At 49.0% G+C, this 13,187-nt stretch carries 7 protein-coding genes; all 7 read left to right on the plus strand.

What is annotated here, in order from left to right; translation table 11 throughout:
- Positions 1–28 precede the first annotated feature (28 nt).
- The 7 genes from QFZ51_RS13830 (at position 29) to QFZ51_RS13860 (ending at position 12,855) form a co-directional block, all read left to right on the plus strand.
- Positions 29–2,167 (plus strand): prolyl oligopeptidase family serine peptidase, encoded by a 2,139-nt coding sequence (locus tag QFZ51_RS13830; RefSeq protein ID WP_429046570.1) that lies wholly within the window; start codon positions 29–31, stop codon positions 2,165–2,167.
- A 3-nt stretch (positions 2,168–2,170) separates the two neighbouring features.
- Positions 2,171–3,901 carry a DUF885 family protein gene (locus tag QFZ51_RS13835; protein ID WP_429046571.1) on the plus strand — a complete coding sequence of 577 codons (1,731 nt, stop codon included), beginning with the start codon at positions 2,171–2,173 and terminating at the stop codon, positions 3,899–3,901.
- A gap of 252 nt (positions 3,902–4,153) precedes the next feature.
- Positions 4,154–7,339 carry a SusC/RagA family TonB-linked outer membrane protein gene (locus tag QFZ51_RS13840; protein WP_429046572.1) on the plus strand — a complete coding sequence of 1,062 codons (3,186 nt, stop codon included), beginning with the start codon at positions 4,154–4,156 and terminating at the stop codon, positions 7,337–7,339.
- A 19-nt stretch (positions 7,340–7,358) separates the two neighbouring features.
- Positions 7,359–8,930 carry a RagB/SusD family nutrient uptake outer membrane protein gene (locus tag QFZ51_RS13845; RefSeq protein WP_429046573.1) on the plus strand — a complete coding sequence of 524 codons (1,572 nt, stop codon included), beginning with the start codon at positions 7,359–7,361 and terminating at the stop codon, positions 8,928–8,930.
- 21 nt (positions 8,931–8,951) lie between these two features.
- Entirely contained in the window at positions 8,952–9,623 is a 672-nt protein-coding gene (locus QFZ51_RS13850) for a fasciclin domain-containing protein (protein ID WP_370911265.1), read from the plus strand.
- 12 nt (positions 9,624–9,635) lie between these two features.
- Positions 9,636–10,595, plus strand: coding sequence for a hypothetical protein (locus tag QFZ51_RS13855; protein ID WP_429046574.1), 960 nt, complete (start codon positions 9,636–9,638; stop codon positions 10,593–10,595).
- A 19-nt stretch (positions 10,596–10,614) separates the two neighbouring features.
- Positions 10,615–12,855: a putative Ig domain-containing protein gene (locus QFZ51_RS13860; protein ID WP_429046575.1), complete on the plus strand. Its 2,241-nt coding sequence runs from the start codon at positions 10,615–10,617 to the stop codon at positions 12,853–12,855.
- Positions 12,856–13,187: the final 332 nt, after the last annotated feature.

Here is a 13,187-nt window from a genome sequence, read left to right on the forward strand (position 1 = left end):
ATTTAATTATAGCGGATCAACACAACTTATGAAATACCAACGATTTCTTTACCTGGTGATTTTATGGAGCCTGCCAACCGGGCTGTTGCTCGCACAGCAAAATAAGCCAACACCTTACCTGCCTTCACATGCAGAGATATTGCAGCGATATAAAAAAGTACAGCTGCTGGACAGTATTACCCGGAAAACCATCTTCCGGCACAACGTGGAGGCCAACTGGCTGCCCGACGGGAAGTCGTTCTGGTATGTGGTTACAGGAAAAGACAGCAGTAAAACAGGTTATCTTGTGACGGCTGCCACCGGTAAAAAAGAGGTGATCACCGACACCGCAAAAATTGCGCAACTGGCTAAAGACTACCCCGCTACCCGTCCGGTGAGGCGACATGAACCCAGCCGCTGGGAGAGTTTTGCAACAGATAGCGTATCCCCGGATAAACAATGGGTCGCCACCACGATAGATGGTAACGTGTATGTACGCTCGGTAGCCACCGGCGCCCTTACACCGTTTACAACAGACGGAAAAGCCTCCGGCGACTACTATGGCGCCCTGGCCTGGTCGCCCGACAGCAAATACCTGGTCGGTTACCGCATTCACCCCGTGGAAGATTCCTCCGTGTACTACATACTCACCGACGTACCCGGTACCACCCGCGGACAACTGCGCTCGCAACCCTATAAGCAACCGGGCGATCCGTTTACCACCTTCGATATGTACCTGTTTACCCTGGCCGGAAAAACCACCGCTAAAGTAAAAACAGAACAGATCGATTTTTTTGAAGCACCGGAACTGCACTGGCGGCATAAAGACCCGCGCTACTTCCTTTATGAAAAAGTAGACCGCGGCCATCAGCGCTTCCGCGTGATAGAAGTAGACGCCACCAACGGCAATACCCGCACCATACTGGATGAAAAAACACCCTCCTTCATCTACGAATCGCGCCTTTATACCCATTACCTGCCGGAAACCAATGAACTCCTCTGGACGTCCGAAAAAGACGGCTGGCGGCATATTTATCTGGTGAATACCCTCACCGGCGAAATTAAAAACCAGGTAACAAAAGGTGATTGGGTAGTCCGGGATATAGACAGCGTAGATGCAAAGAAAAGAGAGATCTGGTTCAGGGCAGGTGGCAGGAACGCGGGGGAAGATCCTTACTTTCTCCATTACTACCGTACAGACTTCAGCGGTCAGCACCTGCTGGACCTTACCCCGGCCACCGGTAACCACCAGGCAATCTTTTCTCCCGATAAAAAATATTTTATAGATAAATACTCACAGGTAAACGTGCCACCGGTAAATGAACTGCGCCGCACGTCCGACGGGAAACTGATCACCGTGTTGGAAAAAACAGACGTGAGCGGCTGGGAGGCTACCGGCGTGCCTTTCCCCGTACCTTTTACGGCGAAGGGCCGCGATGGCAAAACAGATATCTGGGGGGTAATGTGCCGGCCAACGGATTACGACTCCACGAAAATGTACCCGGTAGTGGAAAATATCTATGCAGGTCCGCAGGATGCGTTTGTACCCAAGAGTTTTATGAGTTATTATATCGATATGCAAAGCCTGGCTGATCTTGGATTTATTGTAGTGCAGATCGATGGCATGGGCACCGCCAACCGATCAAAGGCATTCCACGATGTATGCTGGAAGAACCTGGTTGATGCAGGTTTCCCGGACCGCATTCTCTGGATCAAGGCACTGGCCCAAAAGTATCCTTTTGTGGATACCTCACGGGTAGGGCTATACGGAACTTCCGCCGGCGGGCAAAACGCACTGGGCGGGCTGCTCTTTCATCCCGAATTTTATAAGGCAGCAGTGGCTTCCTGTGGCTGTCATGATAACCGGGTGGATAAGCAATGGTGGAATGAACAATGGATGGGATACCCTGTAGGCAAAGAATATGAAGAACAATCCAACGTAACCAATGCCGGGAAATTGCAGGGGCGCCTGCTGTTGATAGTGGGAGAGGCCGACACAAACGTGCCGCCGGAATCTACTTACCGCGTGATCAACGCATTGATTAAAAAAGGAAAGTCCTTCGAATTCCTGCCGGTACCGGGTATGGGGCACAGCGACGGAGGCCCCTACGGACGAATTAAACGCCGCGATTTCTTTGTAAAAAGCCTGTTGAATATTAATCCGCCTGACAGAAACATAAACGAGTAAAATATGCCTCTTTTGAAGAAATTATACATGCTCCTCGCCTGCGTGCTGCTGCAGCAGGCAACAGCCTCCGCTCAATCTGCGGATAATGACCTGTATCTCCAGACCAGCGAAGTGAATAACATCATGGTGCAATATGATGCGGATGCCGGTAACCTGCGCCGGTTTTACTTTGTAGACAGCTCGCCGGAAGGGTTCACCCGCATGACCACCCTGGTAAAAAGCTACCAGCAACGGCTGGAGCAACTGAACTATGCGGGGCTTAATGTAGGCGCCCAGGTAGATTACACCCTGTTTAAACGCCGGCTTTCACAAACAATGGAGGAACTGTTACTTGCACAACAGGAAAGCGCACAGGTAAAAAAATGGTTTCCCTTTGCCGATAAAATTTACAACGTAGAGCAGCATCGCCGCCGGGGGGAGAAACCCGATGCAGCGGCACTGGCCGCCCAGCTGAGCGAAACAGCCAGGGAGATCATCAAAAAAAGACAGCAGCTGGAAGGCGACAGCTCGCTCACGCTGCCGCAGATCCGTCGCGGTATCTCTACTCTGAGAGGCTTACGGGAAGCTTTGGGAAATGTTTTTGCTTTTTATAACGGTTATGATCCGCTGTTTTCCTGGTGGGTGCCTGCTCCCTATAAACAGGTGGACAGTCTCCTGAAAACATATAGCACTACTTTCTCCAATAAAGAAAAAAGTACCGCCCGTATGCCCGACGATGGCAGTGGTATTGCCGGTCACCCTATCGGAAGAACCGCGCTGATCAAAGGACTGCAGGAAGAAATGATTCCTTATACACCAGAGGAACTGCTGGCCATTGCCAATAAAGAGTTTGCCTGGTGCGATGCGGAAATGGAAAAAGCCACCCGAGAAATGGGATTGGGAACAGACTGGAAAGCAGCCATGGAGAAAGTAAAGAACAGTTACGTGCCCCCGGCAGATCAACCTGCTGAGATGGTGAAGCTTTACAATGAATCCGTGGATTTTATAAAGCAACACGACCTGATCACCCTGCCACCGCTCGCGGAAGAAACCTGGCGCATGATTATGATGACACCGGAGCGGCAGCTGGTGAACCCGTTCTTCACCGGTGGAGAAGAGTTTAGTGTATCCTATCCCGTTAGCAGCATGAGCCAGGAAGACAAAATGATGAGTATGCGTGGTAACAACCCGCACTTTTCCCGCGCCACCGTTCACCATGAACTGTTGGCAGGGCACGCCCTCCAGGAGTTTATGCAGAACCGCTATAAAACATACCGCCATTTTGAAACGCCTTTCTGGATCGAAGGATGGGCCCTGTACTGGGAACGGTTGCTATGGGACCAGGGATTTGCAAAGTCGCCGGAGGACCGCGTTGGTATGTTGTTCTGGCGTAAGCACCGTTGCGCGCGCATTATCTTCTCTATTAACTATCACACCGGTAAGTGGACGCCGCAGCAATGTATTGATTTCCTGGTAGACCGCGTAGGCCACGAGCGGGCAAACGCAGAAGGAGAAGTACGCCGTTCTTTTGTTGGCGGTTACAGCCCGCTGTACCAGATCGCCTATATGATTGGCGGATTGCAGTTTGAAGCGCTGAAGAAAGAACTGGTAGACAGTGGTAAGATGTCGTTCAAACAATATCATGACGCGGTGCTCCGGGAGAATATGATGCCTGTTGAAATGCTCCGGGCCATCCTGTTGAATAAGCCTGTGCCAAAGGATTTTACCTCCAGCTGGCGTTTTTACAAATTATAATCCTGCGGGGAACGTCTCCGTTGAGAGATGTTCCCCTTTTCCCTCCTTACCAGTTAAAATCAGCAACCTATCAGTTAATTTCCGGGAAGTAATATCCGGTCCTTTTAGATAGATTTGTAATAACAATTGTCAACAATACAATTAAAATAAATCAACCGGAATAAAATCTTATATCTAGTCTACGCACTGTGTGCGGACCTGTAACATCGTATATCAACCAGAATTTTTTCAACACTGCTTAAACCTAATCCCATGCAAAAAATTGTCATGGCCTTTATCGCCTTATTGGCGGTCTTACCATCTGTTGCCCAGAACGTAAAAGTCAGCGGCAAAATTACAGATGAAAGAAGTGGGCCACTGCCCGGCGCCTCGGTCAAAATTAAGGGGAACTCCCAGGGGGTAGTTACGGACGACAAGGGGGAATTTTCCCTGGCAGCGCCACCTGATGCTACTTTAGAGTTCAGTTTTATCGGCTATCTTAAACAGGAACAGAAATTAAAAGGCCGCACACATCTCAGCGTAGTGCTCACCGCTCAGAGCGGCGCACTGGGAGATGTAGTGGTGATCGGCTATCAGACGGTGAACCGGCGTAAAGCTACTGCTGCCGTTTCCAGCATCAAAGGAAAAGACATTGAAAACATTCCTGCCGGTAGTTTTGAACAACTGCTGCAGGGACGCATGGCCGGCGTAAATGTGCAGAACTTCACCGGGGAACCCGGCGCGGCACCCACCATCTCCGTGAGGGGTAATACCGCTATCGGTACTTCTTACCAAAGCAATCAGTATAAAATATTAAACAAGCCACTGTATGTAATTGATGACGTACCGCAGTTCAACGATGATATGGTGGGACCGGACATTGGTACCGGTACCAACAATATCGCCGGTTTGAACCCCAACGAAATAGAATCGGTTGATGTGCTGAAAGATGCGGCTGCCGCGGCTGTGTATGGCTCCCGTGGCGCCAACGGCGTAATCATTATCAAAACAAAACGTGCCCGTACCGGTGCGCCGCGCTTCAGCGTGTCGGCCTATGGCGGTTTAACGCAGATCCCTAAACTCCGCCAGATATTGGTGGGCGCGGCAGAACGCCGCGAAAAGATCCGCCTGTATGATGATGCGTTTGAAAATAACTACGACAGGCTGACGCATAAAAATCTCATCATGACAGACAGCCTGAACCCGGATCTGAATAAGTCGACCGACTGGCAACGCTTGTTTTACCGCAACGGATTTGTGCGGAACGTGGACTTTAACGTATACGGGGGAACGGAGTACAATACTTATCGCCTGTCGGCCGGTATGTACATGGAAGATGGCATTGTGAAAGCCTCGGGATTTAAACGCTATACGCTCAACTACTCCTCTTCTATACGTACCAAAAACGGTGCGCTGGAAGTCGTACCCAATATCCGGCTGGCCCGCATGGAAAGAGGACGCGGTTCCGGCAGTGCAGATCTTTTTGGAGCAGTAGGACAAAGCATGCCCTCCTCCCTGTTTGCACCGGATGAAAACAGCTTGCAGCGCGTATTAGGACGCTATTCCAGTAATATGGATATCAACACGGATAACCAGGTAAATGGCGATATCTCTGTGCAGTTACGGTTATCCAGCCAGTTGTCGTTCCGCTCGCGTAACTCAGTGTCGATGGTAATGAGCCGCCGCGATGTGTCGGTGCCGGGTGAACTGAATTCAGACCTTGGTAACTCTGCTTCCTCTAGCAGCGGGTTGCAGCAAAGTTATACCACCTCTAATGACCTGAACTGGAACGCTGTATTTGGAAAAGGAAAGGAACACACCATCAACGCCATTGTAGGGCAGGAAGTACAGTACAGCACTTACCAGAACACGTATGCGCGCGGCGATCGCGGCGCCAGTGACCAAATCCAGGTAGTGAATGGTTTCCCGCAGGGACCTTATCTGTACGGCAGTTCGTCCTACGCGGCCTTTGGTATTCTCTCCCTGTTTTCAAGGGTGAACTATGATTATAAAAGTACCTATCTCTTTTCCGCATCCCTGCGTGGTGATGCTGCTTCCAGCTTCGGACCGGATAATAAATGGGGGTATTTTCCCGCTATCTCAGCAGGCTGGATGATTAGTAATGAACCTTTTATGCGGCGTTATTCCAGCTGGTTGTCCATGCTGAAACTGCGCGGTAGTTATGGCGTGCTGGGTAACCTGCCTGGCGATTATTATTTGCAGTATAGTCTTTATAACGTAGGCGCCGCCGGGTATAACGGCAGCGGATTGAGCCCCAATACATACAACGGTGCGGTAACTATTACCCCGCAATTCGGTTCTGGTGGCGTAGCGCAGAAAGATATCAGCTGGGAAAAAACCGCCAGCTGGAACGGTGGGATAGAGGCAGAACTGATGAATGGCAAATATTATTTCAGTGCCGATGTATATGTGAAGAATAGCAAAGCGGGACTCATTGATATGAACCTGCAAAGTACTACCGGTATTGCCACCGCCAAAACCAACGGTGCACAATTACGCAATTCCGGTATTGATATCAATTTCCAGTTCAGGAATGTGATGCCGGAGAAGAGTGCATTGCGTTGGGAAATCATGTGGAATGTAAGTATGAATCAAAACCTGGTGGTAAGTATGCCTAACAACAATCGTGATCTTACCTTTGGCAATTTGTTTAATACCACGCATATCCTCACCCGCGGAAAAGCAGTGAATACTTTCTACCTGCTGAAAACACTGGGCGTATACGCTACCGATGATGATGTGCCGACTGACAAATACACCGGTAAGAAATTCCAGGTGGGGGCAGTGAATGATCCTGCTGCCAATAATCCTTTCAGAGCCGGAGAATTTATTTTTGCGGACCTGGATGGCGATGGTATTATCGATGCCTTTAACGGAGGTATCACAGGAGATAAAATTCCGTATGGCAATCCTAATCCTTTCCTCACGGGTGGTATTACACAAAATTTTTACTGGAAGAATTTCACCTTCGGGTTCCTTTGCACTTTCACGTTTAAGAGAGATGTGCTGAACCTGTATGAGTCGGATACCTATGGCCGCTACGGCTGGGATGGTTCCGGTAACGAGTTCTCCAAATATGCGGTGTCAGATCTTTCTTCTATGAATATCTGGCGTAAGCCCGGTGATAAGGCCCAGTATGCAAGAATGGATATCGGTACTTACCGCTATTACTATCGTGCCGATCAAACTTTCTTCCTGGAGAAAGGTGATTATTTCAGGATCAAAAATGTATCATTTGGCTATACCCTCAAAGAAAAGGCCCTGAAGCCGCTGCATTTGAACCGCCTGCGGTTTTATGGCCTGATGGACAATGTGTATATGTTCCAGGCTTCCAAAAGATTACCGGATGCAGAAAATGTGAACCCTTACGGCGAGTATAACGGTGTCGGCTATCCGAGCCCGCATAAATATACACTGGGCATTGATGTAGGATTTTAAAAACAGCTAAACACTTTTTATGAAACGGACTTTTATTATCATCATTATAGTGGCAGCATTTTTATCGGGGTGTAAGAAAATGCTGAACCAGGAGCCAAAGGATACTACTTACGAGGAGAAATTCTGGAAGTCGGAAAATGATATGAAGAAGGCATTGGCAGGCGCATACGCTTCGCTGCGCGCCAATATGCTTGAGCAGGATTACTTTCATAACCTGGGCGACATGACGCTGGGTGATCAGTTTATCATCATCAGGAGCGGACCCTATTTTTCCAACTCCGACTGGAACATACAGGTGGGTAAATTTGAAATGAACTACCTGGATGTTTTCCGGAACTGGTCGAGGTTTTACAGCACTATTCTTCAAACAAACCTGATACTGGAAAAACTGCCACTGGTACCGGACGATACCTTCCTCGATGATCCGGAAAAAGGCCGGAAAAACATCGCCGGACAAACTCTTTTTATCCGCTCCTATGTTTATTTCCAACTGCTCCGCACCTTTGGCGATGTACCACTGGTGTTAACACCGGATCCTGATCCTATTGCCAACAAACCACTGGCACGTACAGACAAGAACCTGGTGGTGCAGCAAATCCTGAATGACCTGGATTCGGCCGCCAACTGCCTGGATATGGCATATGAAGTGGAGTCCAACAGGGGCACAGTGCCTAATAAAGCTGCGGTGATGGCGCTGCAATCCCAGGTATACCTGTGGCGCGCCTGCGTGATCAAAAAGCCGGTGTTTGAGGCCACTCCCGATATGGCCGATGTAGCCAAAGCTTCCGCACTGGTGGAAACTATTATTGGCAGTGGGTTATACGGCTTACCGGCTCCCAACGGGAAGATAGACAGCATCCAGTATGCAAAGGCATTTACCGGTAACACCCGCGAAAGTATCTTTGAATTATATACACGGTATGCTTATAACGAAGGTTCCAACAACCTGATGCCCATGAAGTTTTTAAGGATTCCCGTCCTGGCAAAAGCAGACTGGAGCGACCTGCTGCTGGGCAACAGCTTCGTTGGTAACCTGTATCCCCGCATTATTCAAACGGGACCTAATCCGGAGGATACACTACCTAATACGGATATACGCAGAAGCTTGTTTCTATATGATGCAGACGGCGCCCAACCCATCTTTACAAAATACAGTAACATTATCTATAACAATCCTAATCAACAGGCGGAACCTTACCTGGATAACAATGTTTCCCTGATCCGTTATGCAGATGTGCTACTGAACCGCATGGAAATTGCCGTGTATAAAGGACAACTGGGAGAAGCCTATTCGCAGCTGCGGAGTTTCCGCCGCTCGCGCAACCTGCCACAGATGGACTCTGCAATGTATGTGAGCGAGTCGCCGCTGAGTTACAACAGCCTGCTGGATGAAATCATAACGGAGCGCTCACGCGAGTTGTTTATGGAAGGCCAGCTGTATTTTGATGATGTGAGAATGAAGCGGTCGATGGTTCCCTGGCTTACGCCCTCCAGGTACAACCAGGAAGGCTTCCTGCTGCCGCTGGATCCCGCGTTGTTCAATAACAACAGGTTGCTGGTACAGAATAAATACTGGGCAGGTAAAATTTAATTTTTATCCAAATTATTCATCATGAAGATCATTCATCTGTTACTCGGATCACTGCTGATCCTGGCAGCATGTAAAAAAGATAACTACCTCGTTAATGAAGGTAATACTGACGTGGAGAGGATCAGGAAGATGTCGACCTACGATTTCCTGAAGGAAAGTAAAGTGCTGGATACCGTGGTAATGCTGATTGACCGCGCCGGTATGAAAGACGAGATCAACGGCGACATCACCTTCTTTTCGCCCACTAATTTGGGGGTGACCAGTTTCCTGGCGCAGCAAACACGCGCTATCCAAAGGAAGTATAATAATGAGAACATCAAATTCACATTGGATAGTTTGACGACAGACAGTATTAAGTTCTTCCTGCGACGGCATATATTCAAAGGCGTACTTGATAAAAAAGCTATGAGCTATACGAAGAAGAGCTTCACCAACATCAACAGTGAGGGTAATTATTTCCTGCTGCTGGAGAAGTATTATATCGATGTAAGCGGTATCCGTTCAACTACTAACAGGATACAGATACGGCGGGTATTCGGACTGGCAGATGAAGACGTACCGGATGGTACCGAGAACACAGAACCTGATTTTTACGCGTATGTGCAAACTTCTGAAGTGCGTACTGCTACGGGTATGGTGCATGTATTAGAGGCCAACGCCAACATGGGATTTTACATTTACAGGGAAAACTAAAATAAGATGACTATGAAATATATCTTATTCGCCATCATCGCATTTGTATTGATGAATACGGCATGTAGCAAAGTGGAAGAAGGTTTTCTGAGCGATGGTATCCGTTACAAAAGCCCGGAGATATTCATTCCGAAGGGGATTACCGCCCGCTATCCCGGTATTTTATTTGATGGATCCACACCACCGGTAAAATTTGAAATGCTGGATATACGGCCGGTGGGCGGTGGCAAATTGCCGGCGGCATTTAACACCAGGTACCCGGTATGGGTATTTAAAGATAAAATGTCTTTTGACCCGGATACCGATACTACCATTGCTCTTTTACGCGCAAAACAGGACAGTTTGCAGGAGTTGCCTTTTGAGTTTAACCCGGTAAACGGCGGATTCCTGTTTAAATCGCCTTCCGCCTTTATTCCCAATGGGGTGTATGAGTTTGATGTGAAGGCAACGAATGTAAACGGGAGCAGGGTATACCAGAATCTGGCCCGGCTGCACATTGAAGATCCGGAGTATATCCGTATGACGGAAGTACCGGTGATCCCCGGTTTCGACTCTGTTACCAATACTTTCCCGGGTGAGATGAAAGGAACGATGGAATTAAAACGTGTATCCGCTACCGGTACCAAAGTGATGTTGAAGATCATGGATAAGAACGGCAAACTGTTTAATCCGAAGAACGGAGAAGTGATTACCCGTGGTGATCGTCCCTCTTTTGCTTCCTATGCGAGGTTTAACCCGGTGATTGTAACAGATACTGCACTGATCACAGACTATGCCATCGCTCCTTATCCGTCCAAGCTGATCCCGGGTTATGTAAATTACCTGATCTATTACCGCATCCCGGCGTGGTTTATTAAGATGGATGGCGCCGCTGCCAAAGCCTGGGCAGCCAATCCACGGTTTGGTTTCCAGATACTATTTGAAGGCAGCTATGAAGTGACGATAAGAATGCCTAACGTGACGAAGTTATAAGTAACTAAAGAAAGACACAATGACCGGGTGTAAGAAACATGGATGGTTTATAGTATTAATGATCTGTTTTGCTTTGCCTGCCATAGCCCAGCATCCTGATGCCCTGATGTTGAAAGGAGCGGCGTTTGCAACAGGCGACTCCCTGCAGTGGGCTGCACCAGGCTACAACGACCGTCACTGGAAGCGGATAAAAACCGGTGAAGTGTGGCAGTCGCAGGGATTCCCGGACTATCACGGATATGGCTGGTACCGTATGAAGGTGATGATTTCCCGCAGCCTGAAGCAGCAGGCTGCCTGGAAAGATTCATTGAGGATTTATCTTGCGCATGTAAATGATGTAGATGAAACCTGGCTGAATGGCGTGCGGGTAGGGCAAACCGGTAGCTTCCCGCACGACGTGGGTGGTTATGTCAGCAAGTGGCCATACATCCGGGAGTATCATATTCCGGCTTCAGACAGCGCTATCCGCTGGGACGCGGAAAACGTGATAGCTGTAAGAGTGTTTGATGGCGGTGGTACAGGAGGGATCTTTATGGGCATACCTTACGTGGATCTGCTCCGGAAAATTGATGGTATCCGGCTAACGCTGCCGGAAGACCAGATTGTGTTCCGTGATAAGAAAACATCGCTGCCAGTGAAATTGACGAATGTGTTCAATACTACGGTAAAGGGTACACTCCGCAGCGATATATTTGATATAGCGGCCGGAAAAAAGATTGCGAGCCATGTGGAGGCCATGACACTTACACCCGGCTCAAAAAGCGCGTTTATCATGGAGGCGCCTCACAGAGCGGGTATCCGTTTACGTTATTGCTTCACAGAAACGGCTACCGGGCATCAGCTAAAAGGAGAACTGGACGTGCCTTACCTCCAGACCCCGGCGCCTGCGCCTGAACCGCGGATTAACAGTGCCCCGGTGTACGGTGTTAGTCCGGGTGCGCCCGTCATTTTCAAAGTGGCGGCCACCGGAACAACACCGCTTCATTTCAGTGTATCGGGGCTGCCGGAAGGGTTAACGATCGACAGCGTCCATGGCGTGATTACCGGCGTGGTAAAAGAGGCTGGCAATTATCGTATAGTTGTTACTGTGAGTAATGCATTGGGAGTTGCTACACAATCGCTGCTGCTCAAGGCAGGCGCTGTTATTGCATTAACGCCGCCAATGGGATGGAACAGCTGGAATTGCTGGGGACTCAGCGTGAGTGAGGAAAAAGTAAAAAGCTCTGCCCAGGCGCTGCTGGACAAGGGCCTGGCCGATCACGGCTGGAATTATATCAATGTTGATGACGGCTGGCAGCAATCCCGGCGTGCTGCCGACAGCAGCATCCTTCCTAACGGAAAGTTTCCCGATATGAAAGGGCTGGGCGATTGGCTGCATAACAGAGGATTGAAATTTGGAATGTATTCTTCTCCTGGCCCGCTTACCTGTGGCGGATTCCTGGGCTCTTACCGGAATGAGGAGAAGGACGCCGCCACCTATGCCGGCTGGGGAATTGACTACCTTAAATACGACTGGTGCAGTTACGACCAGGTGATGCCCGCCGATACCAGCCGGGAAACGTTCATTCATCCGTTCCGTGTGATGCAGCGGGCCATCCGGAAGTATCCGCGTGATATTGTGTATAACCTGTGCCAGTACGGACTGAGGGAAGTGTGGAAATGGGGTTCCCAGGTGGATGCACAAACCTGGCGCACGACAGAAGATATTGATGATACCTGGGAAAGCATGGCTGGCATCGGCTTCGGACAATATCCACTTGAAAAGTATGCCCGCCCCGGTAACTGGAACGATCCGGACATGATGATCGTAGGGCAGGTGGGCTGGGGTGAAAACCTGCATCCCTCCCGGCTTACACCGGACGAGCAATATACGCATGTTAGTTTATGGAGCTTGCTGGCCGCACCGTTGCTTATCGGGTGTGATATCAGCAGGATAGATACTTTTACGCTTAACCTGCTTACCAATGATGAAGTGCTGGCTATCGACCAGGACACGCTGGGTATGGCTGCGGGGCGACGTATAGCCACTGCGCACTATGAAGTATGGGTGAAACCGCTGGCTGATGGGAGTAAGGCGATAGGTATTTTTAATAAAGACCGGCAATACCGCCGCGTCACCGTGCCGTGGAAAGATATCGGTATGCCTGCACGGCCACAGGCAAGGAATGTATGGACCCAGCGGAACCTGGGAGCTATTCCCGTTGCCTACACCGCAGATATCCCCCCGCATGGGGTAGTGCTGCTTCGCTGCAGCGACTAATAATCGGTAAATTGATAGCATAGTTATCCTGGCGGAGGTAGTAATCGATTGCAGGAAACTTCGTGACAGACAGGATTTCAGGGATTGACAAAATGTTGGGAATACTCGTTAATATCTACGCAGTATTCCTCTTTTTTTATCAATACTTTTAAATGTCATTGTGACAATTATATTTGATGGATATATTTTGCCGACCGTGAATCCATTCATGTTATGAATAACTATCTATTTTCCTATTGTCAGGAGCAAAATCAGTAAAATCCCGTGCTGGATCAGCATCTGCGGTATGACAAATAATTGTTATTTAGACAGTTATAAAACATTATATTCGA

The sequence above is a fragment of the Chitinophaga sp. W3I9 genome (assembly GCF_050434025.1).
Classification (GTDB): domain Bacteria; phylum Bacteroidota; class Bacteroidia; order Chitinophagales; family Chitinophagaceae; genus Chitinophaga.

Excerpts from the sequence above, each read along its gene's own strand:
- QFZ51_RS13830 (WP_429046570.1), top strand. The coding sequence starts at position 29 with ATGAAATACCAACGATTTCTTTACCTGGTGATTTTATGGAGCCTGCCA.
- QFZ51_RS13850 (WP_370911265.1), top strand. The coding sequence starts at position 8,952 with ATGAAGATCATTCATCTGTTACTCGGATCACTGCTGATCCTGGCAGCA.
- QFZ51_RS13840 (WP_429046572.1), top strand. The coding sequence starts at position 4,154 with ATGCAAAAAATTGTCATGGCCTTTATCGCCTTATTGGCGGTCTTACCA.
- QFZ51_RS13860 (WP_429046575.1), top strand. The coding sequence starts at position 10,615 with ATGACCGGGTGTAAGAAACATGGATGGTTTATAGTATTAATGATCTGT.
- QFZ51_RS13835 (WP_429046571.1), top strand. The coding sequence starts at position 2,171 with ATGCCTCTTTTGAAGAAATTATACATGCTCCTCGCCTGCGTGCTGCTG.
- QFZ51_RS13845 (WP_429046573.1), top strand. The coding sequence starts at position 7,359 with ATGAAACGGACTTTTATTATCATCATTATAGTGGCAGCATTTTTATCG.
- QFZ51_RS13855 (WP_429046574.1), top strand. The coding sequence starts at position 9,636 with ATGAAATATATCTTATTCGCCATCATCGCATTTGTATTGATGAATACG.